Origin of the sequence: Pseudomonas sp. JAI111 (assembly GCF_024809425.1) — a bacterium.
In the GTDB taxonomy this organism is placed as follows: Bacteria; Pseudomonadota; Gammaproteobacteria; order Pseudomonadales; family Pseudomonadaceae; genus Aquipseudomonas.
The window spans coordinates 1331445-1354443 of record NZ_JANUCB010000001.1; the positions used below are offsets into that span (position 1 = coordinate 1331445).

At 59.3% G+C, this 22999-nt stretch carries 19 protein-coding genes and 2 tRNA genes; 17 read left to right on the forward strand and 4 right to left on the reverse strand.

Annotation, left to right across the window (positions count from 1 at the left end):
• Nucleotides 1-72 precede the first annotated feature (72 nt).
• From HNR03_RS06310 to pdeM, 10 genes are all read left to right on the forward strand, one after another.
• Nucleotides 73-2523 (forward strand): penicillin acylase family protein, encoded by a 2451-nt coding sequence (locus HNR03_RS06310; RefSeq protein WP_259151645.1) that lies wholly within the window; start codon nt 73-75, stop codon nt 2521-2523.
• Nucleotides 2524-2726: 203 nt separating this feature from the next.
• A complete protein-coding gene (locus HNR03_RS06315) occupies nt 2727-3761 on the forward strand; it encodes a ligase-associated DNA damage response exonuclease (protein WP_222590032.1) in 1035 nt (344 codons plus the stop codon).
• A complete protein-coding gene (locus HNR03_RS06320) occupies nt 3758-5446 on the forward strand; it encodes an ATP-dependent DNA ligase (RefSeq protein WP_259151646.1) in 1689 nt (562 codons plus the stop codon). Before HNR03_RS06315 ends, HNR03_RS06320 begins: the two co-directional genes overlap by 4 nt.
• 311 nt (nt 5447-5757) lie before the next feature.
• Nucleotides 5758-6540, forward strand: coding sequence for a transporter substrate-binding domain-containing protein (locus HNR03_RS06325; protein WP_259151647.1), 783 nt, complete (start codon nt 5758-5760; stop codon nt 6538-6540).
• A gap of 56 nt (nt 6541-6596) precedes the next feature.
• Nucleotides 6597-7325 carry an ABC transporter permease gene (locus HNR03_RS06330; protein WP_259151648.1) on the forward strand — a complete coding sequence of 243 codons (729 nt, stop codon included), beginning with the start codon at nt 6597-6599 and terminating at the stop codon, nt 7323-7325.
• Nucleotides 7322-8032, forward strand: coding sequence for an ABC transporter permease (locus HNR03_RS06335; protein WP_259151649.1), 711 nt, complete (start codon nt 7322-7324; stop codon nt 8030-8032). Before HNR03_RS06330 ends, HNR03_RS06335 begins: the two co-directional genes overlap by 4 nt.
• Before the next feature lie 28 nt (nt 8033-8060).
• The gene (locus HNR03_RS06340) at nt 8061-9179 is read left to right on the forward strand and encodes a succinylglutamate desuccinylase/aspartoacylase family protein (RefSeq protein ID WP_259151650.1); all 1119 of its coding nucleotides are present in this window, start codon (nt 8061-8063) and stop codon (nt 9177-9179) included.
• A 13-nt stretch (nt 9180-9192) separates the two neighbouring features.
• Nucleotides 9193-9957 carry an ABC transporter ATP-binding protein gene (locus tag HNR03_RS06345; protein WP_259151651.1) on the forward strand — a complete coding sequence of 255 codons (765 nt, stop codon included), beginning with the start codon at nt 9193-9195 and terminating at the stop codon, nt 9955-9957.
• 218 nt (nt 9958-10175) lie between these two features.
• The gene (locus HNR03_RS06350) at nt 10176-12662 is read left to right on the forward strand and encodes a ligase-associated DNA damage response DEXH box helicase (protein WP_259151652.1); all 2487 of its coding nucleotides are present in this window, start codon (nt 10176-10178) and stop codon (nt 12660-12662) included.
• A complete protein-coding gene (gene pdeM, locus HNR03_RS06355) occupies nt 12662-13318 on the forward strand; it encodes a ligase-associated DNA damage response endonuclease PdeM (RefSeq protein WP_259151653.1) in 657 nt (218 codons plus the stop codon). The genes HNR03_RS06350 and pdeM overlap by 1 nt, the downstream gene beginning before the upstream one ends.
• A 47-nt stretch (nt 13319-13365) precedes the next feature.
• Here pdeM and HNR03_RS06360 read toward each other — a convergent pair whose 3' ends face one another.
• A complete protein-coding gene (locus tag HNR03_RS06360) occupies nt 13366-13575 on the reverse strand; it encodes a hypothetical protein (protein WP_017336784.1) in 210 nt (69 codons plus the stop codon).
• A 106-nt stretch (nt 13576-13681) separates the two neighbouring features.
• Nucleotides 13682-14248 (reverse strand): dCTP deaminase, encoded by a 567-nt coding sequence (dcd, locus tag HNR03_RS06365; protein WP_090187649.1) that lies wholly within the window; start codon nt 14246-14248, stop codon nt 13682-13684.
• 354 nt (nt 14249-14602) lie between these two features.
• Here dcd and HNR03_RS06370 point away from each other — a divergent pair, with 354 nt between their 5' ends.
• Nucleotides 14603-14812 carry a cold-shock protein gene (locus HNR03_RS06370; RefSeq protein WP_002554837.1) on the forward strand — a complete coding sequence of 70 codons (210 nt, stop codon included), beginning with the start codon at nt 14603-14605 and terminating at the stop codon, nt 14810-14812.
• 110 nt (nt 14813-14922) lie between these two features.
• Here the strand turns inward: HNR03_RS06370 and HNR03_RS06375 are convergent, their stop codons facing one another.
• On the reverse strand, nt 14923-15930 hold the full coding sequence (locus HNR03_RS06375) for a DUF481 domain-containing protein (RefSeq protein WP_259151654.1): 1008 nt from the start codon (nt 15928-15930) through the stop codon (nt 14923-14925).
• A gap of 156 nt (nt 15931-16086) precedes the next feature.
• Here HNR03_RS06375 and HNR03_RS06380 point away from each other — a divergent pair, with 156 nt between their 5' ends.
• The 4 genes from HNR03_RS06380 (at nt 16087) to HNR03_RS06395 (ending at nt 20867) form a co-directional block, all read left to right on the forward strand.
• Nucleotides 16087-16446 carry an MGMT family protein gene (locus HNR03_RS06380; protein ID WP_259151655.1) on the forward strand — a complete coding sequence of 120 codons (360 nt, stop codon included), beginning with the start codon at nt 16087-16089 and terminating at the stop codon, nt 16444-16446.
• A gap of 44 nt (nt 16447-16490) precedes the next feature.
• On the forward strand, nt 16491-18050 hold the full coding sequence (locus HNR03_RS06385) for an AmpG family muropeptide MFS transporter (RefSeq protein WP_222590023.1): 1560 nt from the start codon (nt 16491-16493) through the stop codon (nt 18048-18050).
• A 130-nt stretch (nt 18051-18180) separates the two neighbouring features.
• The gene (locus HNR03_RS06390; RefSeq protein ID WP_222590022.1) at nt 18181-19896 is read left to right on the forward strand and encodes a proline--tRNA ligase; all 1716 of its coding nucleotides are present in this window, start codon (nt 18181-18183) and stop codon (nt 19894-19896) included.
• Between the two features lie 17 nt (nt 19897-19913).
• Nucleotides 19914-20867 carry a hypothetical protein gene (locus HNR03_RS06395; RefSeq protein WP_222590021.1) on the forward strand — a complete coding sequence of 318 codons (954 nt, stop codon included), beginning with the start codon at nt 19914-19916 and terminating at the stop codon, nt 20865-20867.
• 130 nt (nt 20868-20997) lie between these two features.
• On the opposite strand, the gene dinB is transcribed toward HNR03_RS06395, so the two are convergent.
• Nucleotides 20998-22059, reverse strand: a complete 1062-nt coding sequence (dinB, locus tag HNR03_RS06400; protein ID WP_222590020.1) for a DNA polymerase IV — start codon at nt 22057-22059, stop codon at nt 20998-21000.
• Between the two features lie 299 nt (nt 22060-22358).
• Between dinB and HNR03_RS06405 the strand changes: the two genes are divergently transcribed.
• Together HNR03_RS06405 and HNR03_RS06410 are read left to right on the forward strand one after the other, a co-directional pair.
• A tRNA-Met gene (locus HNR03_RS06405) sits at nt 22359-22435 on the forward strand.
• A gap of 231 nt (nt 22436-22666) precedes the next feature.
• Nucleotides 22667-22743: transfer RNA gene (locus HNR03_RS06410), tRNA-Met, on the forward strand.
• Nucleotides 22744-22999 lie beyond the last annotated feature (256 nt).

The window sequence follows — 22999 nt, forward strand, 5'->3', positions numbered from 1 at the left end:
CGCTTGCGCGGTCCCCTCCTGCTCACTAACGTAGCGGCTTTATTGCGCCTCTACCCCCGCAGGAGCTTTGCCATGGCCTCGCCAGCCCTTACACATTTCATTCCCCGGTTCGGCGTTGCCGCAGCAGTAGCCAGTGTTTTGAGCCTGACCGGTTGTCAGACCTGGAACACTCAGGACACCCTCCCGCCGACCACCGGCGTGCAACCGCTCAAGGGCCTGGCACAGAACGTCTCGGTGCGCCGAAATGCCATGGGCATGCCGTTGATCGAAAGCAACAGCTTCCACGACGCGCTGTTCAGCCTCGGTTACGTCCACGCCAGCGACCGCATCACGCAGATGGTCACCTTGCGCCTGCTGGCCGAAGGCCGTCTGGCGGAAATGTCCGGTGCCGACCTGCTCGATGCCGACCGCTACATGCGTGCAGTCAATCTGAAGAAAAGCGCCGGTGAGTTGTACAAGGCTTCTTCGCCGCGCCTGAAACGCTTCTTTGAAGTCTATGCCCGCGGTGTCAACGCTTACCTGTTCCGCTACCGCGACAAGCTGCCAGCCGACCTCGCGGCCACGGGCTACAAGCCTGAGTACTGGAAACCGGAAGACTCGGCGCTGATTTTTTGCCTGCTGAACTTCAGCCAGTCCGCCAACCTGCCAGAAGAAATCGCCTCGCTGGTGCTGGCCCAGAAGGTCACCACCGACAAGCTCCCGTGGCTGACGCCGTCCGCGCCCGATGAAAAACTGCCGGTCGCTGAGGCCGAAAAACTTCAAGGCATCAAACTCAATAGCGCCATTCCAGGGCTGACCGAGATCAGCAAAGCCACCGGCCAACTGTCCGACCTGAACCTGCTGGGCGCCGCCTCGTCGAACAACTGGGCCATCGGCCCGCAACGCAGCCGCAGTGGCAAAAGCCTGCTGGCCAGCGACATTCATGGCCCGTTGGGCGTGCCGTCATTATTCAGTTACGTGCAGATTCGCGCCCCTAAATACCAGGCCTCTGGCGTGACCGTTGCCGGTTTGCCGATGGTCCTCGGCGGTTTCAACGGCAAAGTGGCGTGGAGCATGACGGCAGTCATGGGCGACAACCAGGACCTGTTCCTGGAAAAAATCAAACGCCAGGGCAATGGCCTCACCTATGAGGTCAACGGCAAATGGCAACCAGTGGTCGTGCGCAACGAAACCTACTTCGTCAAAGGCCGGCAGCCGATTCGCGAAGCGGTGTATGAAACCCGCCACGGGCCGTTGCTCAACAGCGCCCAAGGCACAACGCTGGCCAATGGTCTGGGCCTGGCCCTGCAGACGCCAAGCTTCACTGACGACAAGACCCTGGACGCGTTTTTCGATCTGTCGCGCGCCCAAACCGTCGAGAAAGCCTCGGACGCCAGTCGGGAAATCCGCGCCATCGCCCTGAACCTGGTGTTCGCCGACGCCAGCAACATCGGCTGGCAGGTCACCGGTCGCTACCCGAACCGTCGCGAAGGCGAAGGCCTGCTGCCGTCGCCGGGCTGGGAAGGCCGTTACGACTGGGACGGTTACGCCGACCCGATGCTGCACCCGTATGATCAGGACCCGGCCCAAGGCTGGCTCGGCACCGCCAACCAGCGGGTCATTCCCCATGGCTATGGCATGCAGCTGTCCAATTCATGGTCGGCGCCGGAGCGTGGCGAACGCATGGCCGAACTGGCCGGCGTGGGCAAACACGACACGCGCAGCATGATCGCGATGCAATACGACCAGACCACCACCTTCGCCACCAAACTGAAAAAGATGTTTGAAGCCCCGGGCATGGCCCAGCCGCTCAAACAGGCCATCGAAGCGTTGCCCGTTGCCGATCGCGCCAAGGCGCACGAGGCTTATACGCGCCTGATTGCGTTTGACGGCAAACTCAGCCAGACCTCCGCCGACGCGGCGATTTACGAGCTGTTCCTGCAGGAAAGCGCCAAGCAGATCTTCCTCGACGAACTGGGCCCGGAAACCAGCCCGGCGTGGAAAGCTTTTATCGCCAACGGCAAGTTGTCCTACGCGGCACAGGCCGATCACCTGTTGGGGCGTGAAGACAGCCCGTTCTGGGATGACGTGCGCACGCCACAAAAAGAAGACAAGCCGACCATCCTCGCCCGCAGTCTGGCAGCGGTGATCAGCGCCGGTGACAGTCAACTGGGTGGCGATCACAAGGCCTGGCAATGGGGCAAATTGCACCGCTATGAATGGAAGAATGCCAGCGGCCAGACCGTACGCGGTCCTCTCGCAGCGGGTGGCGATCACACCACGCTGAACACGTCGGCGTTCGCTTGGGGCCAGGATTTCAATACGACGCTGGCGCCCGCCATGCGCTTTATCGTCGATTTCGCCCAGGCCGAACCGTTGATGGGGCAGAACGGCACGGGGCAATCCGGCAACCCGGCGAGCCCGAATTACCTGAACAGCGTTGATCCTTGGCTCAAAGGGCAATACATGAGCCTGCCGATGCAGCCGCAGAACTTCGACAAGGTTTACGGCAATACCCGGTTGACCCTGACACCCGGGAAATAACCCCTCCCCCTGCCACTGATCGTTCCCACGCTCTGCGTGGGAATGCAGCCCGTGACGCTCCGCGTCACTGGACGCAGAGCGTCCCTTGAGGCATTCCCACGCAGAGCGTGGGAACGATCATTTCATCGCCCATGAAATTTCGATAGAACTTCTGGCTTCGCGCAAACCTCATAGCTAACAAGTCCCTCCATTTTGGTAACAACATGGATCTTGTTATCGCGCGTCCTGAAGGTTTGTACTGCCCCGCCGGCGATTTCTATATCGACCCGTGGCGGCCGGTCGAGCGTGCCGTCATCACCCACGCCCACGGCGACCACGCCCGCGGTGGCAATCAGCATTACCTGGCGGCCGCACCCGGCGAAGGGATATTGCGTGCGCGACTGGGACAGGACATCAACCTGCAAACCCTGCCCTATGGCCAGCGGTTGCTGCACCACGGCGTCACCTTGAGTTTTCATCCGGCGGGCCATGTACTCGGTTCGGCACAAGTGCGCCTGGAATACGGCGGTGAAGTCTGGGTCGCTTCCGGGGATTACAAGATCGAACCGGATGGCACTTGTGCGCCGTTCGAACCGGTGCGTTGCCACACATTCATCACCGAATCGACGTTCGGCCTGCCGATTTATCGCTGGCAGCCTCAGGCGCAGGTTTTTTCCGAGATCAATCAGTGGTGGCAGGCCAATGCGGCGGCCGACAGAACCAGCGTGCTGTTGTGCTATTCCTTCGGCAAGGCCCAGCGAATCTTGCACGGCATCGACGCCAGCCTCGGCCCCATTCTGGTGCACGGCGCGGTCGAGCCGCTGAACCGGGTTTATCGTGAAAGCGGCGTTTATATACCGCCCACGATCTATGCCGGCGACGTCCAAAAAAGCGACCCGATCATGCGCAAGGCGCTAGTCATCGCCCCGCCATCGGCGGGTGCCAGCACCTGGATGCGGCGTTTTGGCGACTACAGCGACGGCTTCGCCAGCGGCTGGATGCGTTTGCGCGGCACGCGCCGGCGACGCGGTGTTGACCGTGGCTTCGTACTCTCCGACCACGCCGACTGGCCCGGCCTGCTCTGGGCCATCGAACAGACCGGAGCGGAACGGGTGATGGTCACCCACGGTTCGGTCGGCGTGCTGGTGCGTCATCTGCGCGAACAGGGCCTGGATGCTCAAAGCTTCAGCACCGAGTACGGCGATGATGAGGAAGACGCTGCGTTAACCGAACCCGACACCGCCGAGGTGCAGCCATGAAAGACTTCGCCGAGCTGTATGCCGAACTCGACGCGACCACTTCAAGCAACGCCAAACTGGCCGCGATGCAATCCTACTTCGCTCAGGCTGCGCCACAGGATGCAGCATGGGCGGTGTATTTCCTGTCCGGCGGACGGCCTCGGCAATTGGTGCCAGTGCGGGTGCTGCGAGAGTTGGCGGTGGAGTTTTCAGGTCTCCAGCCCTGGTTGTTCGAAGAAAGTTACCAGGCGGTTGGCGACCTGGCAGAAACCATTTCGCTGGTCCTGCCGGAAGCCTTGCACAGCTCCACTGACGGGCTGGCGGTATGGATCGAAGACAAACTGCTGCCCCTGCGCGGCGAATCGCCGGAAGTTCTCGCTCAACGCTTGCCTGCGCTATGGGCGCAGTTGGACCGTCATAGCCTGATGCTCTGCATCAAGCTCATCACCGGCAGTTTTCGCGTCGGTGTGTCCAAGCTGCTGGTCACTCGCGCCTTGGCATCCATGGCCGGGCTCGACAGCAAACGCGTGGCCCAGCGGCTGGTCGGTTACACCGATCTGTCCAACCGTCCGAGTGCTGCCAGTTACCTGAAGCTGATCGCGGCCGAATCCAGCGACGAACATGCCCAACGGGGCGGTCAGCCGTATCCGTTTTTCCTGGCGCATGCCTTGTCGCAACCGGTCGAGCAATTCGAAGGCCTGTTGGGTCCGGCCAGCAACTGGCAGGTGGAATGGAAGTGGGACGGGATTCGCGCCCAAGTGGTCAAGCGCGAGGGGCGCCTGTGGATCTGGTCCCGGGGCGAAGAGCTGGTCACCGAGCGGTTTCCCGAACTCGACAGCCTGGTGCATGGCCTGCCGGACGGCACGGTCATCGACGGTGAAATCGTTGTCTGGAAACCCGCGCAATCCGGCACACAGGATGCCTTCGATCCACAATCACCCGCCTCGCCTGCGGTGCAACCTTTCGCCCTGCTACAACAGCGGATTGGCCGCAAAACCCTCGACAGGAAAATCCTGGAAGAAGTGCCGGTGGCCATCCTCGCCTACGACCTGCTGGAATGGGCTGGCGATGATTGGCGCAATCAACCTCAGTACAAGCGCCGCACTCAGCTGGAGCAAGTCATCGCCACCTGCAACAACCGGGTATTGCTGGCCTCGCCGGTGCTCACCGGTGAAAACTGGTTCGACCTCGCCCGACAACGCGAGTCTTCGCGCAGCCGCGGCGTCGAAGGCATGATGCTCAAGGCCCGGGATGCGCTGTATGGCGTCGGCCGGACCAAGGACATGGGCACTTGGTGGAAATGGAAAGTCGACCCTTTCAGTGTCGATGCGGTGTTGATTTACGCGCAGCGCGGCCATGGCCGTCGGGCCAGTCTCTACAGCGATTACACCTTCGCGGTCTGGGACGGCCCGCCCGATGCCCGCGAACGAACGCTGGTGCCCTTCGCCAAAGCCTATTCAGGGCTGACCGACGAGGAAATGCGCCAGGTCGACAGCATCGTGCGCAAGACCACGGTAGAAAAATTCGGGCCGGTCAGCAGCGTCAGGCCGAGTCTGGTGTTTGAACTGGGGTTCGAGGGCATTGCCCTGTCCAAACGCCACAAGAGCGGGATCGCCGTGCGGTTTCCAAGAATGCTGCGCTGGCGCCAGGACAAGTCCGTCGAAGAGGCCGACAACCTCGCAACTTTGCAAGACCTGTTGGGCTAACCCCTATCCCCTGTGGGAGTGAGCCTGCTCGCGATTAGGGTGTATCAGTTGGTATAAATTCTCCTGACATTCCGCTATCGCGAGCAAGCTCGCTCCTACAAGGTTTTGTGCCAATCCGAACTAACTTGGTGCAGCTATTTCACTACGCCCGATTTCGTGCATAAATCTCCTGTTGCCATTTCTTGAATCACCTTTTAAAACGCTTGTTCGGGACTCTGGTTCGGAAATTGCTACTTTCACTTGGTCTTACGCTTTCCAGTAACAATAATTCTGCGCCACAAGCGCTCATATTGGTTCTTAGGGATTGAATAATGAAAAAAGCATTGCTGACCCTTTCTGCACTGGCGTTGTGCATGGCTGCTGGCTCCGCCATGGCAAAGGAATACAAAGAACTGCGTTTTGGCGTTGACCCTTCTTATGCTCCGTTCGAGTCCAAAGCGGCCGACGGAAGCCTGGTGGGCTTTGACATCGATCTGGGGAACGCGATCTGCGCCGAGCTGAAGGTCAAGTGCAAATGGGTCGAAAGCGATTTCGACGGCATGATTCCGGGCCTCAAGGCCAATAAATTCGACGGTGTGATCTCTTCGATGACCGTCACCCCGGCCCGCGAAAAAGTCATCGACTTCTCCAGCGAGCTGTTCTCCGGCCCTACCGCTTATGTGTCCAAAAAAGGTTCTGGCATAACCTCAGACGTCGCTTCGCTCAAGGGCAAAACCGTCGGCTACGAACAAGGCACCATCCAGGAAGCCTATGCCAAAGCCGTTCTGGACAAGGCGGGCGTGAAAACCCAGGCCTACGCCAACCAGGACCAGGTGTATTCCGACCTGACTTCCGGTCGTCTCGACGCCGGCATCCAGGACATGCTGCAGGCCGAACTGGGCTTTTTGAAGTCGCCACAAGGTGCCAATTACGAAGTCAGCAAGCCGGTCGACAACGAATTGCTGCCGGCCAAAACGGCTGTCGGTATTAAGAAAGGTAACACCGAGCTGAAAGCGCTTTTGGATAAAGGTATCAAAGCGTTACACGATGATGGCAAATACGCCGAGATTCAAAAGAAACACTTTGGCGATCTGAATCTGTACAGCGGCAAATAATGCCCGGCGCCCATCTCGTGATGGGCGCTTTTTTCATCCGATCAGGTTGCTGATTTATGTTCGAAAACCTACTACAAAATCTGGGGCTCTCAGCCTTCAGCCTCAAGGGCTTTGGCCCGTTGCTGATGGAAGGCACCTGGATGACCATCAAATTATCGGCATTGTCGCTGCTGGTGGCCGTTCTGCTCGGCCTGCTCGGCGCTAGTGCCAAGCTGTCAAAAGTCAAACTGGCGCGCATACCCGCGCAGGTCTACACCACGCTGATTCGCGGTGTGCCGGACCTGGTGCTGATGCTGCTGATTTTCTACAGCCTGCAAACCTGGTTGACGACGTTTACCGACTTCATGGAATGGGAATACATCGAGATCAACCCATTCAGCGCCGGGGTCATCACCCTGGGCTTCATTTACGGCGCGTATTTCACCGAAACCTTCCGCGGCGCGATCCTCGCAGTGCCCCGGGGTCAGGTCGAAGCCGCCACCGCGTATGGCCTCAAACGTGGCCAGCGCTTCTGGATCGTGGTGTTTCCGCAGATGATGCGCTTTGCATTGCCGGGTATCGGTAACAACTGGATGGTGATGCTCAAGGCCACCGCACTGGTCTCGATCATCGGCCTCGCCGACCTGGTCAAGGCCGCGCAGGACGCCGGCAAAAGCACCTATCAACTGTTCTACTTCCTGGTGCTTGCCGCGCTGATTTACCTGGCGATCACCAGTGCTTCCAACGTCGTCCTGCGCTGGCTCGAACGCCGCTACGCCGCCGGTTCCCGGGAGGCCGTACGATGATCGAACTCCTGCAGGAATACTGGAAGCCCTTCCTTTATAGCGACGGCAACAACATCACCGGCCTGGCCATGACCATGTGGTTGCTCAGCGCCTCGATCTTCTTCGGTTTCCTGGTCTCGATCCCGCTGTCCATCGCCCGGGTCTCGCCGCACTTCTACGTCCGCTGGCCGGTGCAGTTCTACACCTACCTGTTCCGTGGCACGCCGCTGTATATCCAGCTGCTGATCTGCTACACCGGGATCTACAGCCTGGCCGCCGTGCGCGCGCAACCCGTACTCGATGCATTCTTTCGCGATGCGATGAACTGCACCATCCTGGCATTCGCCCTGAACACCTGCGCCTACACCACGGAGATTTTCGCCGGGGCGATCCGCAGCATGAATCACGGTGAAGTCGAGGCCGCCAAGGCTTATGGCCTGACAGGCTGGAAGCTGTATGCCTACGTGATCATGCCCTCAGCCCTGCGTCGTTCGCTGCCTTATTACAGCAACGAAGTGATTCTGATGCTGCACTCGACCACCGTGGCGTTCACGGCGACCATCCCGGACATCCTGAAAGTCGCGCGGGACGCCAACTCGGCGACCTTCCTGACCTTCCAGTCGTTCGGCATCGCCGCGCTGATCTACCTGACCGTGACCTTCGCGCTCGTCGGCCTGTTCCGCCTCGCCGAACGCCGCTGGCTGGCCTTCCTCGGGCCTACCCACTAGGACCCGCTTTAGGGATAAAGAGACAAACATGCGCCACCAGATTCATGACCTGCTGGCCCCGCTGCCGGGGACCGCGCGACAGATTCACAGCTTCCACTTCGGCCCCTCGTCGGCCAAAGGCAAGATTTACATCCAGTCATCCCTGCACGCCGATGAATTGCCCGGCATGCTGGTGGCCTGGCACCTCAAGCAACGCCTGGCGGAACTGGAAGCCGCCGGCCACCTGCGCAGTGAGATCGTGCTGGTGCCGGTAGCCAACCCGGCTGGCCTGGAACAAGTGTTGATGGATGTGCCGCTGGGCCGCTACGAGCTCGAAAGCGGGCAGAACTTCAACCGCTGGTTCGTCGATTTGAGCGAGGCCGTCGGCAACGAGATCGACGGCAAGCTTGGCGATGATCCGCAGCACAACCTCGAACTGATCCGCAGCAGCCTGCGCAATGCGCTGGCGACACAGACTGCCGGCACCCAACTGCAATCCCAGCGCCTGACCCTGCAACGGCTGGCCTGTGATGCGGACATGGTGCTGGACCTGCATTGCGATTTCGAAGCCGTGGCGCACCTCTACACTACGCCCGAAGCCTGGCCGCAGGTCGAGCCGCTGGCCCGTTACATCGGTGCCGAAGCGAGCCTGCTGGCCACCGATTCCGGCGGTCAGTCGTTCGATGAATGCTTCACCCTGCTCTGGTGGCAGTTGAAAGAACGCTTCGGCGAGCAATTCGACATTCCGCTGGGCAGCTTTTCGGTCACCGTCGAATTGCGCGGCCAGGGTGACGTCAATCACCCGCTGGCCAGTCTCGATTGCCAGGCGCTGATCGATTACCTGATTCACTTCGGGGCCATTGCCGGCGAACCGGCGCCGCTGCCTGAACTGCCCTACCCTGCCACGCCGCTGGCCGGCGTTGAACCTGTGGCGACGCCGGTGGGCGGGCTGCTGGTGTTCACCGCGCTACCGGGGGAATACCTCGAAGCCGGGCAGCAGATCGCCGAAATCATTGATCCGATCAGCGATCTCGTCACTCCCGTTCATTGCACCGCCGCCGGGCTGATGTACGCCCGTTCGCTGCGACGCATGGCCACTGCCGGCATGGTGATCGCGCACGTCGCGGGCACCGAAGCCTATCGCAGCGGCTACCTACTTTCGCCTTGAGGATGCATGCCCCATGTACAAACTGACCATTGAAGGCCTGCATAAAAGCTATGGCGATCATCATGTGCTCAAAGGCGTTTCACTCAAGGCCAACACGGGCGACGTCATCAGCCTGATCGGCGCCAGCGGCTCGGGCAAAAGTACCTTCCTGCGTTGCATCAACTTTCTGGAGCAACCCAACGACGGTGCGATGACCCTGGACGGCCAGAATATCCGCATGGTCAAGGATCGCCACGGCATGCACGTGGCCGACGCCAATGAGCTGCAAAAGATCCGCACGCGCCTGGCCATGGTGTTCCAGCATTTCAACCTGTGGAGCCACATGACCGTGCTGGAAAACATCACCATGGCGCCGCGCCGGGTGTTGGGTTGCAGCAAAGAGGAAGCCGAAGACCGCGCTCGACGCTACCTCGACAAGGTCGGCCTGGCCTCCCGTGTGGCGGATCAGTACCCGGCATTCCTGTCCGGCGGTCAGCAGCAGCGGGTCGCCATTGCCCGCGCGCTGGCGATGGAACCGGAAGTCATGCTGTTCGACGAACCGACGTCGGCGCTCGACCCGGAACTGGTCGGCGAAGTGCTCCGAGTGATCCAGGGCCTGGCCGAGGAAGGCCGGACCATGATCATGGTGACCCACGAAATGAGCTTCGCCCGCAAGGTCTCGAGCCAGGTGTTGTTCTTGCACCAGGGCCTGGTGGAAGAGGAAGGCGCGCCGGAAGACGTGCTGGGCAATCCGAAGAGTGAACGGTTGAAGCAGTTCCTGAGCGGCAACCTCAAATAACCCACGGCAGGACACAAAACCCCGTAGGAGCTGTCGAGAGAAACGAGGCTGCGATCTTTTGATCTTGTTTTTTCAAAGCAAATCAAAAGATCGCAGCCTCGTTTCACTCGACAGCTCCTACAGTAGGCTCCGGTTCGCTCGGATTACTCAGTGTCATTAAACCTTTGCCATGGCGGCGCGGTCACTGAAAGAACACTTTCAGAGCGCACATCGCCGGCATGGGAACCTCCCCCGACTTCGCAAAACAATGGTTCACCGCCCGCGGCTGGAAGCCATTCGCCTTTCAGAAACAGGTGTGGACGGCAGTTAAACGCGGTGAGTCCGGATTACTGCACGCCAGCACTGGCGCGGGTAAAACCTACGCGCTCTGGTTTGCCGCGCTCAATCGCTTCGCCGCGTCTGTCGCGCCTGTTGAAACACCACGCAAACGAAAACCGCTCGCCCAACCACTGGCCGTGTTGTGGATCACGCCCATGCGCGCTCTGGCCGCCGACACGGCCCGAGCCCTGGAAGCGCCGCTGCTTGATTTGCACATACCATGGAGCGTCGGCCTGCGTACCGGCGACACCAGCAGCAGCGAGCGCGCCCGCCAGAGTCGACGTCTGCCCACCACCCTGATCACCACCCCCGAAAGCCTGACCCTGATGCTCGCCCGTTCCGATGCGCACACGGCGCTGGCGACCCTGCGCATGGTGGTGGTCGACGAATGGCATGAATTGCTCGGCAACAAACGCGGCGTGCAACTGCAACTGGCCCTGGCGCGTCTGCGCCGGTGGACCCCGGAACTGATCGTGTGGGGCGTTTCTGCGACGCTGGGTAATCAGGCCCACGCTGAACAGGTCTTGATCCCACAAGGTGGCGGCATAAGCGTGCAGGGCCAGAACGCTAAGGCATTGCTCGTCGACACCTTGTTACCCCCTGCCATCGAACGGTTTCCCTGGGCCGGGCATATCGGTTTGAAGATGTTGCCGCAAGTCGTCGCGGAACTCGATTCCAGCCCCAGCAGCCTGGTCTTCACCAATACCCGTGCGCAATCGGAGATCTGGTATCAAGCCTTGCTGGAGGCACGACCCGATTGGGCCGGCTTGATCGCTTTGCATCACAGCTCACTGTCGCGAGAAACCCGCGACTGGGTCGAGCGGGCATTGAAAGACGGTCAGCTCAAAGCGGTGGTTTGCACATCCAGCCTGGATTTGGGCGTGGACTTCCTGCCGGTCGAACGGGTGCTGCAAATCGGCTCGGCCAAGGGCGTGGCGCGGCTGATGCAACGCGCAGGTCGCTCAGGTCACGCGCCGGGACGGGTTTCACGGGTGACCCTGGTGCCCACTCACAGCCTGGAACTGATCGAAGCGGCCGCTGCGCAAGACGCCGTGGCGGCGCAACGCATCGAGCCCCGTGAGTCACCGCATAAACCGCTGGATGTGTTGGTCCAGCATCTGGTCAGCATGGCGCTGGGCGGTGGTTTTTTGCCCGATGAGTTGTACGAAGAAGTCCGCGGCGCCTGGGCATATCGCGATCTCACCGAGGCGGACTGGACCTGGGCGCTGGCTTTCGTACGCCATGGCGGACTTTCTCTGACGGCTTACCCGGATTACCGCAGGGTCGAACCGGATGAACACGGGGTGTGGCGCGTGCCGGATGCGCGACTCGCGCGGCGCCATCGCATGAGCATCGGCACGATCGTCAGCGACGCGAGCATCCAGCTGAAGTTCTGGAGCAAGGGTGGTGGCGGTAAACAATTGGGCAGTGTCGAGGAAGGGTTCATCGCGCGACTCAAGCCGGGGGACGGTTTTCTGTTTGCGGGGCGCCTGTTGGAATTTGTGCGGGTGGAAAACATGACTGCTTATGTCAAACGCAGCACCGTGAAAAAAGCGGCGGTGCCGCGCTGGAATGGTGGCCGGATGCCCCTCTCCAACGAGCTGGCACAGGCGGTGGTCGAGCGTTTCAGTGCGGCCGCGAATGGTGAGTTCGTCGGTCCGGAAATGCAGGCGTTGCAGCCCCTGCTCGAGCTGCAACAACGCTGGTCCGGCCTGCCAACCTCGACAAAATTGCTGGCCGAAACACTGAAATCCCGCGAAGGCTGGCATCTGTTCCTTTACCCCTTTGCCGGGCGCCAAGTGCATCTGGGCCTCGCGAGCCTGCTGGCCTGGCGCGTCAGCCAACTTCAGCCAGTGACGTTTTCCATTGCGGTAAACGACTATGGGCTGGAGTTGCTCAGCGCCACTCACCTGGATTGGTCGCGGGCTCTGAACGCCGAATTACTGAGTCCCGGCAATCTGTTGCGAGACGTGCTCGCCAGTTTGAATGCCGGCGAGCTGGCGCGTCGCCGGTTTCGGGAAATCGCGCGGATCGCCGGGCTGGTCTTCGCCGGCTACCCCGGCGCGCCGAAAAGCACGCGCCAGGTTCAAGCGTCGAGTGGGTTGTTCTTCGAAGTATTCAAGCAGTACGACGCCGGCAATTTGCTGCTGGCGCAGGCAGGGGAAGAAGTCCTGCGCGAAGAACTGGATATTCATCGCCTGGAGCAGACACTGGAGCGCATCAACCGCCTGACAGCGGACCTGCATCAGATCAAACGTCCTACCCCGCTGGGGTTTCCGCTGCTGGTCGAACGCATGCGGGAGAGCATGAGTTCGGAAAAACTCGCTGATCGCATCCGCCGCATGGTCAGCGACCTTGAGAAAACCGCCGAAACCGGGAAACGCTGATGAACACGCCCTATCCCGTGCGATTGGCTGGAGAAGAACTGTGGCTACTGCCCGAAAAAGCCATCTACTGGCCAGCACAACAAGCGCTGCTGATCGCCGATGTGCATTTCGGCAAGGCGGCGGCCTATCGCACCCTTGGCCAGCCAGTGCCTCATGGCACCACCGCGAGCAATGTCGCGGTGCTGGACGGGTTGCTGACAGCCCTGCCCTGCCGTCAGCTGATTTTCCTCGGAGATTTTCTACACGGGCCCGGCTCTCACGCAACAGCCACCTTAAGCGCCCTGGCCGAATGGCGAATGCGTCACCCGGATTTGCCGATGACGCTGATTCGCGGCAACCACGACAAACGTGCGGGGGACCCGCCGGCCTCGTTAAACATTCGAGTCGTGCCGGAGCCGTTGCTGATGGGGCCATTCGCCTTGCAGCACGAACCTGAGCCACATCCTGATCGGCACGTGCTCGCCGGACACGTCCATCCGGTGTATCGACTCAATGGCAGAGGTCGGCAGACCTTGCGACTGGCCTGCTTCAAGCTGGGCGTGGAGATAAGCCTGTTACCGGCCTTTGGCGCGTTTACCGGCGGGTATCAGGTCGAGCAGGACGAGCGCTGCAGGATTTTTGTCATTGGCGACAACGAAATATGGCCAGTCAGCTGACGTCTTCAAGGACATCAGCTGACTGGCCATTCATTTTTCAGCGCAGGTCAGGCAACAGGCGCGGGAGGCGGCTCATCCGGCAAAGTCGGCTCGCCGGGTTCCGTCGGTTGTTCATTGGGGGTATCTGGATCAGGCTGACCGGGGATGCCCCCTGCCATGCTGATGGGTGGATGTGCCAACAACGACCAGGCCAAAACGCCAACCTGATTGGGCTCAAGCCTTGCCAGTTCGGCACTTATTCGCGGATCGATCTTCATAAAGCACTCCTGAGCGAAGGCCCTGTTCGCTGTGCGCGAACCGGGCAGTACACCCAATAGAGTGTCTACTCGCTCAAGAATTCCCGCTACCTCTCAGATGAATCAATCAAGTGCGCGGGAGGGTGACGCCGAGCTGGCCCTGATACTTGCCGCCACGGTCCTTGTAGGAGACTTCGCATTCTTCGTCGGATTCGAAGAACAGCATCTGCGCCACGCCTTCATTGGCGTAGATTTTCGCCGGCAAGGTGGTGGTGTTGGAGAACTCCAGGGTCACATGGCCTTCCCACTCGGGTTCAAGCGGCGTCACGTTGACGATAATGCCGCAACGCGCGTAGGTGCTTTTACCCAGGCAGATGGTCAGTACGTTGCGCGGAATGCGGAAAAATTCCACGGTGCGTGCCAGGGCGAACGAGTTCGGCGGAATGATGCAGACATCGCTTTTAACGTCAACGAAGCTCTTCTCGTCGAAGTTCTTCGGATCGACGGTCGCCGAGTTGATGTTGGTGAACACCTTGAATTCGTCGGCGCAGCGAACGTCGTAGCCATAGCTCGAAACACCGTAGGAAATGACGCGCTCGGCGCCTTCGCCGCGCATCTGGCGCTCAACGAAGGGCTCGATCATGCCGTGCTCTTGCGCCATGCGGCGAATCCACTTGTCCGATTTGATGCTCATGGCGGGTGTCCTGAATAGCGAGGTGGAAAAATTCTGTCCGGCATCTTACCGGGCGCGCGCTCCGGGTTCAAAGTCCAGGGCGCAATTCTCGCCGATCCCCCGTGAATATTGAGCTTTGGCCGTAATAAGCTGCACCGTCAGTCACGAAAACATAGAAACCTTCGCAAGAAGCATTGGCACGTCCCTGAAAAAGGGTTAAGGTGGCGCCACTGTGCTGCTTGTGTCACTGAGAATCTCTACACGATATGTTGAATTTCGATCCAACCATCTACAAGAATTTTTCCTGCTCTTTGCACTCAGTCTCGGCCAGGGTTCTTCCTGAGTCGCAGTTATCTTTGTTCAAGGAGTTACACCATGTCTAATCGCCAAACCGGTACCGTTAAGTGGTTCAACGATGAAAAAGGCTTCGGCTTCATCACTCCACAATCCGGTGACGACCTGTTCGTTCACTTCAAAGCTATCCAATCCGACGGCTTCAAAAGCCTGAAAGAAGGCCAACAGGTTTCTTTCATCGCTACCCGCGGTCAGAAAGGCATGCAAGCTGAAGAAGTTCAAGTTATCTAACTTGTACTTGCTTTAGTAAAAAGCCCCGCCCTCAAAAGCGGGGCTTTTTTGTGCCTGACTGTTTTGCAGGCAAAAAAAATCGCAGCCACCGGCTGCGATTTTTTTATGTCTTACCAGGCCACGCCAAACCCTGCGGTGTAGCGCGTCTTGTCCAGGTCAGCCTCGCTGGTGCCGCTGATGATGTCTCGCTCAGCCTTGAGGTTGAGCGATGCCCATTCGGTGACTTTGTAGCGCAAGCCCATTTCGGCATCGAGCGCGTAATCGGCGACGCCCGACAACGGCTTACTCACTTCGCCATTGGTGAAGAATTCCACCTTCTTGCCGATCAGGTAGCGGTTGTAGTCCCACTTCATCGCCAAGGAATAGAAGTTCTCCTTGCTGCCGTCGGAGAATTCATAGTCCGTGCGGTTAAGCAGCGAACCCAGGGAGAACGCGCCCAACTCGTCATCCCAGAACTGGTAACCCGGACCGGTACCGACCGTGCGCTGACGAGAGAGGTCTTCGACATGGTCACGCTTATAGACCGCTCGACCTTCCCAGTACCATTTCTCGGTCAAGAAGCGGTCGAGTGAGTACTCGGCGCGCCAGTTATCGGTGGTGACCACGTCATCCTGGAATTCGCGGTTGTACTCGCCTTCCGCGATGTGACGCCATCTGCCATGGCGCGCGGTAGTCTTGAAGTCGATGTCATAGTCATCGGTGTCTTTTTCCGCCCGCTGGTAATCCAGAGCCGCGTCGATATTGCCCTTCCACACCAGGTCTTCGACCACCGGCCTGGGCTTGAGGATCTGCTGGATGCTGGCCAGCTCGACTGTCTTCGGCGCCTCGCCATTTTCCAGCGTCACCTTGCCGTCTTCCGCCGGATGCAACGACTTGGCTTTTTCGCCGGTGTAGGCATCTTGCTTGACCAGCAACTCCTGATCACTTTCCAGGGTTTTGACCTGCTTCCAGTCAATCGGCACCGCGCCAGCGTACTCGGTCTGGATCAGCAATTTGCCGCCGTCGAACAGCGTGATCTTGCCGCTCAGCTTGTCACCGTTCTTCAACCAGACGGTATCGGCGAGCAAGGGTGAGGAAGCACTCAAGACAGCAAGGCACAACAGAGTTCTGGACACCATAAGCAGAGATAGGCTCAAGATTGCGAAAAAAGTCGGCATTATCCGTTGGAATAAGACCCCAACAACGACTGACCCAACTATTTCTCATGAGTTCATTTCTCAACAGGCGATCCAGGATTTACTCTACAGCCGGTAATACGAACTTTTTCAGGAACCATGGACGTGACCGACTCAACCACTGAAACCGAAAGCGCGGCGCAAATCCGACGCACGGCGCTCTACCTGACTCTTGCACAGGTACCGGAGGGCAAAGTGGTGAGCTATGGTCAATTGGCCGAGCTGGCTGGATTGGGTCGAGCCGCCCGATGGGTTGGACGCACACTGAGCCAATTGCCCGGCGACACGAAGTTGCCCTGGCACCGGGTGCTCGGTGCCGGCGGTCGGATCAGCTTGCCCGTTGGCAGTCCTTCAGGGGACGAACAGCGGGCGCGATTGCGCTCTGAAGGCATCAGTGTCCTGAATAATCGTGTTGATATTCTGCGCCATGGCTGGCGTCCGGTAGAGCACAGCGGTTAGAGTGCGCGCTTTGTTTCCGTAACTCTTGAGGCAGACTCCAACCCATGCCCCGTAAAACCTGGCGCGCCGCGCTCGCCGCCTATGCCAGCCCCTCGACGCTTGTGTTGTTGTTGCTTGGTTTCGCCGCCGGCATGCCCTACATGCTGGTGTTTTCGACGCTTTCCGTCTGGCTGCGTGAGGCTGGTGTGGCCCGCGAAACCATTGGCTATGCAAGCCTGATCGGCTTGGCCTATGCCTTCAAATGGGTGTGGTCTCCGCTGCTGGACCAATGGCGCCTGCCATTTCTCGGCAAACTCGGTCGACGACGCTCCTGGCTGGTACTGTCCCAGACGCTGGTCATCCTCGGCCTGATCGGGATGGGTTTCTGCGACCCGCAAAAACACCTGTCCTGGCTGATCGCTATCGCCGTGGTCGTCGCCTTCGCCTCGGCGACACAAGACATCGCGGTTGACGCCTATCGCCTGGAAATCGCCGACGACACTCGCCAGGCCGCGCTCGCTGCCAGCTATATGTCTGGCTACCGGATTGCCGCCTTGTTGGCCACGGCCGGCGCACTGTTCTTCGCTGAAGGCTTCGGCTCCACCGGCTTCAACTACAAGCACTCGGCCTGGACCGGCACTTACGTGCTGTTTGGTGCCCTGATGGTTCCGGCCTTGCTGACCAGCCTGTTCATGCGTGAGCCACCCGTACCTCTGCGCACCCAACTCCAGGCCGGGCGCTACAGCTTTGTGCATCAACTGGTGTCGGTGTTCGTGCTGATTGTGTTGCTGGTCTCGGTACCGGCCATGTTCACCCAACTCTACAACACCGACTTCGCCAGCGTGCTGTTCAAAGGCGTCAGCCTGCTCGACCTGCTGCTTGAAGACCGTGCATTCCTGCGGGCAATCCTCTACACCACTCTGACGATGATGTGCCTTTCAGCCATGGGCCGGCGCGGTCTGGCGCCGGTGCTGACCCCGGTCAACGACTTCATTTTGCGTTACCGCTGGCAAGCGTTCCTGCTGCTCGGGCTGATCGCCACCTATCGGATGTCCGATACGGTCATGGGCGTGATGGCCAACGTGTTCTACATCGACCAGGGTTTCACCAAGGACCAGATAGCCAGCGTCAGTAAGGTCTTTGGCCTGATCATGACGCTACTCGGCGCCGGCATGGGCGGCCTGCTGATCGTGCGCTTCGGTATCTTGCCGATCCTGCTCATCGGCGGTATTACGTCGGCCGGGACCAACCTGCTGTTCCTGATGCTCGCCGACATGGGCGCGAATCTGAACATGCTGATCTTCACCATTTCCCTGGACAACTTCAGTTCGGGCCTGGCGACCTCAGCCTTCGTCGCTTACCTGTCGAGCCTGACCAACCTCAAATTCTCCGCCACTCAGTACGCCCTGCTCAGCTCGATCATGTTGCTGCTGCCTCGCCTGATCGGCGGTTACTCAGGCGTCATGGTGGAGAAATTCGGCTATCACAATTTCTTCATGATCACGGCCCTGCTGGGCGTGCCGACGGTGCTGCTGATCGCCCTGCACTGGTTCCAGGAGAGCCGCCGCGCAGGTCCGACACCGACACCCGAACCGGTGCCGACTCAGGTCGCCGAAGAATCGTAAGACATTTCGCAGAGGGCGCGGAGAAACCCGCCCTCCTGCCACACCGCCGACCGCACGCCTGTACGCCAGCGGATCTCGCCCGTACAATGCTCCGTCATTTCTCGTCATCAGCAACCGACAACGGCCAACCATGCGCACCAGTCAATTTTTGCTCGCCACACAGAAAGAAACGCCTTCCGACGCGGTTGTAGTCAGCCATCAGCTGATGCTGCGCGCCGGCATGATCCGCAAACTCGCCTCGGGCCTCTACACCTGGCTGCCGATGGGCTTGCGAGTGATGCGCAAGGTCGAAGCCATCGTTCGTGAAGAAATGAACGCCGCCGGCTCTCTCGAAGTGTTGATGCCGAGCACCCAACCGGCTGAGCTGTGGCAGGAATCCGGTCGCTGGGAAGAGTACGGCCCTGAATTGCTGCGCTTCAAGGATCGCCACGGTCGCGATTTCTGCGCCGGCCCGACCCACGAAGAAGTGATCACCGATCTGATGCGCAATGAATTGAGCAGCTACAAACAGCTGCCAATCAACCTGTATCAGATCCAGACCAAGTTCCGCGACGAAATCCGCCCACGTTTCGGCTTGATGCGCGGCCGCGAATTCATCATGAAGGATGCGTACTCGTTCCACGCCGACCAGGCATCGCTGCAGGTCACTTACGACCGCATGCACCAGGCTTACTGCAACGTCTTCACCCGCCTGGGCCTGAAGTTCCGTCCGGTTGAAGCCGACAACGGCTCGATCGGTGGCGCTGGCTCCCACGAGTTCCACGTACTGGCCGAATCCGGTGAAGACGATATCGTCTTCAGCAACGGTTCCGACTACGCCGCGAACATCGAGAAGGCAGAAGCCGTACCGCGTGAAACGTCTCGCCCTGCGCCAGCCGAAGAGCTGCGCCTGGTCGACACCCCGAACGCCAAGACCATCGCGCAACTGGTCGAAGGCTTCAACCTGCCGATCGAGAAGACCATCAAGACCCTGGTTGTTCACGCTGAAGAGAAAGGCAAGCTGATTGCCCTGATCATCCGTGGCGACCACGAACTGAACGAAATCAAGGCCGCCAACCAGCCTGGCGTTGCCAGCCCGCTGGTCATGGCCTCCGAAAGCGAACTGCGCGACGCCATTGGCGCCGGTGCCGGCTCCCTCGGTCCGTTGAACCTGCCACTGCCAATCATCATCGACCGCTCCGTCGAACTGATGAGCGACTTCGGCATCGGCGCCAACATCGACGACAAGCACTACTTCGGCGTGAACTGGGAACGTGATCTGCCTGTTCCGACCGTTGCCGACCTGCGCAACGTCGTCGCTGGCGATCCAAGTCCGGATGGCAAGGGCACCCTGGAAATCAAGCGCGGCATCGAAGTCGGGCACATCTTCCAGCTGGGCAACAAGTACAGCAAGGCGATGAAGTGCGAAGTGCTGGGCGAGAACGGCAAGCCGGTCACCCTGGAAATGGGTTGCTACGGCATTGGCGTTTCCCGCGTGGTGGCTGCGGCCATCGAGCAGAACAACGACGCCAACGGGATCATCTGGAGCGACACCCTGGCCCCGTTCCAGGTTGCTCTGGTGCCACTGCGCTACGAAACCGAACAGGTTCGCGAAGCCACCGACAAGCTGTATGCGCAGCTGACCGGCGCAGGCTTCGAAGTGCTGCTCGACGACCGCGACAAGAAAACCAGCCCGGGCATCAAGTTCGCGGACATGGAGCTGATCGGCATTCCTCACCGGATCGTGGTCAGTGACCGCGGCCTCGCCGAAGGCAATCTGGAATACAAGAGCCGCACCGAACCTGAAGCGCAAGCGCTGCCGGTCGCTGAAGTGCTGTCGTTCCTCCAGGCCCGCATCCGCCGCTGACACCAGATAGAGAAGTCATGTTCAAGCGAAACACCTTAGGCCTCGGTGGTGCCGCCCTGTGCGGCACCCTGCTGGTCAGTGGCTGTGCCAATCACATGTCACAACGCAGCGAGCACGAGGAACGTGTCGAGCGCAAGTTGCTCGATCACAGCCTGCAGATCGATGTCGGCGAGCCCAAGGTGCTCGAATTGCCGCAACGTCGGGTGAAAATCCACGAGCAGAAGACGTTCGAAGTCACGGAATTCGAAGTCACCCGTCACTACGATCGCTATACGCCTTATCAACCCTGGCGGGAGGTTTACGAGATTCCGCTGGGCGCGGTGGCCGTGGTCGCAGGCGTCGGCGCGAACGTGGTCAACGTGTTCGCCCTCGGCAATCTACCGGACAGCGTGACGAAAGACTGGCTGAGCTACGGTATCGCCGGGCTCAACCCGTTCATGAACATGCCATCCCATGGTCGAGCGCAGCAGAACCTGGCGGGTATCGACGAGGTTCAGCGCGACAAGCGCACCGAATACTCAAGCCTGCCCTGGAGCGAGCGCCCGGTGCAGGTCAAGGCCGGCAAGGAAACGTTCGAGCTGACCACCGATAAAAACGGTGTTTTGCGCCTGAACCTGCTGGACACTCCTTTCGCCGAACATGACATCAATCATCTGACTCGACTGCTGATCAGTGTCGAAGACGGTCAGGACGATGTGCACACCGACTCGTCACTGGCGGTCAGCAGCGGCTTGCGCGGCAAGTTGCTCGAAGCCCACGGGTTGATTTACGACGACCTGGAAGACGACGAAGTGAGTCAGTGGGTGCACCGGGTCAAACGCCTGTCGGACCTGGGTCTGGAAGAAGAAGCCAGCGAGCTGGAACAAAGCCTGATCGAACTGACTCGCAACGATCCCGAGTTGCAGACCGAATTCCTCAAGTCTTTGACCAAGGATGGCGGGCGTCTGGTGGCGGATCCGGGACCGAATTAAAAGCAAAAAGCTTCGCGAGCAAGCCCGCTCCCACAGTTGACCGAGTTGTTCAGATGAATGCGGTCTAATGTGGGAGCGGGCTTGCTCGCGAAAGCGGCCCGACATTCACAACAGCACCAAAACCCTGCCACTACCGCTCAAACAACTCCATCTGCTCAAACCCGCCCCGCAAATCCTCCAGCCTCACCCCAACGCCCAGCAATCGAACCGGTTTGCCGCCACGATTGAACGCCTGCGTCAGCAGCAACTGATAACTTCCCAAGGTCCGCCCTGCCCCGGCCTGCTCCAGTGTCGTCTGGGTAAAATCATGGAATTTTACTTTGACGAACGGCTTGCCGGGCCGATAGCTGCTATCGATACGCGCCATGCGACCCGCCAGGGTTTCCAGCAGCTCGGGCAGCTTGTCCAGGCAACTCACCAGATCCGGGAGATCCACGTCGTAGGTGTTTTCAACACTGATTGACTGTCGACGACTGTCGTTGTGCACCAGCCGGTCATCGATCCCACGGGCCAGGCTCCAGAGTCGTTCGCCGAAACTGCCGAATTCACGCACCAGCGCCAACTTGTCCCATTCCCGAAGGTGCGAACAATCGACAATGCCGAGTCGGCCCAGCTTGTCGGCAGTCACTTTGCCGACGCCGTGCAGCTTGCTGACTGGTAAACCGCTGACAAAGTCCTCGACCTGATCCGGCGTAATGACGAACAAACCATTGGGCTTCTTCCAGTCACTGGCGATTTTGGCGAGAAACTTGTTCGGCGCCACGCCCGCCGAAACGGTGATATGCAGTTGATTAGAGACACGACGGCGAATGTCCTGAGCAATGCGTGTGGCGCTGCCGCCGAAATGTGCACTGTCCGACACGTCAAGGTAGGCCTCATCGAGGGAAAGCGGCTCGATCAGGTCGGTGTAATCGCGAAAGATCGTGTGAATTTCCTTCGATGCTTCTCTATAAGCTTCCATGCGCGGCTTGACGATGGTCAGGTCCGGGCACAGCTTCAAGGCATGCCCGGAGGACATCGCCGAACGCACGCCGTAGGCCCGCGCTTCGTAGTTGCAGGTGGCGATAACCCCACGTCTGTCCGCCGAACCACCCACTGCCAACGGTTTACCCGCCAGGCGCGGGTCGTCACGCATCTCGATGGCGGCGTAGAAGCAATCACAATCGACGTGGATGATTTTTCGCTGCGTCATATAAAAGCGGTGTTCATGTGAAGAAATGGAGTGTTGCCGCGTCAGACCGGCAGTATCTCACTGGCACCTGTATATAGCACCAGTAGTCTGAATGTTCTTTTCCACACGTAGGAAAAGTGCCGATGAATTTATTTTCTCAATCGAAAAGCATCACCCAATAGAGCTGAAAGCCTTGTGATACCTGCCTTGCGGGCTGATCCAACTGGCCGTTTCAACCGCTAAGCGATTGAACATGCACAGGTTTTTTCCAGATTGAGGTTGACACCCCGGCGTTCCTCTGTAGAATGCCGACACACAGACGCGGGATGGAGCAGTCTGGTAGCTCGTCGGGCTCATAACCCGAAGGTCGTCGGTTCAAATCCGGCTCCCGCAACCAAACATCAAGAAAGGCTACTCGAAAGAGTGGCCTTTTTTGTGCGCGTCTATTTTGTGAATTGAGCGCTTAAATGAACGGAACCTCCTTTCGCGGGTGAAACCAGGAAATCGTTCTGATTCCGAAACTTAAGGCTCGCCAGCGACCGTTCGCCGCTCATTTACGCTTATTTGACCCTTCTGGGGATTAACGGTTGACACCCACGCGTTCGCCTGTAGAATGCCGCCACACAGACGCGGGATGGAGCAGTCTGGTAGCTCGTCGGGCTCATAACCCGAAGGTCGTCGGTTCAAATCCGGCTCCCGCAACCAAACATCAAAAAAGGCTGCTCGAAAGAGTGGCCTTTTTTGTATCTATTGAAAAAGCCCTTTCGCAACAATGACCTGTCACTGTGTAGTGAAGCGTTCCGGATCAACGAAGCTCTGAGACCAGACTATGCTGAATCGCAGACAGAACCCTCTACCACTGATGACATGCCATCACCGCTACCCGGTGAGAGGCGTTAATATTTGTGATTATTTTTTTCTACAGGGATTGGTAACTTGGCTCGATACCTCCATCCTGTCG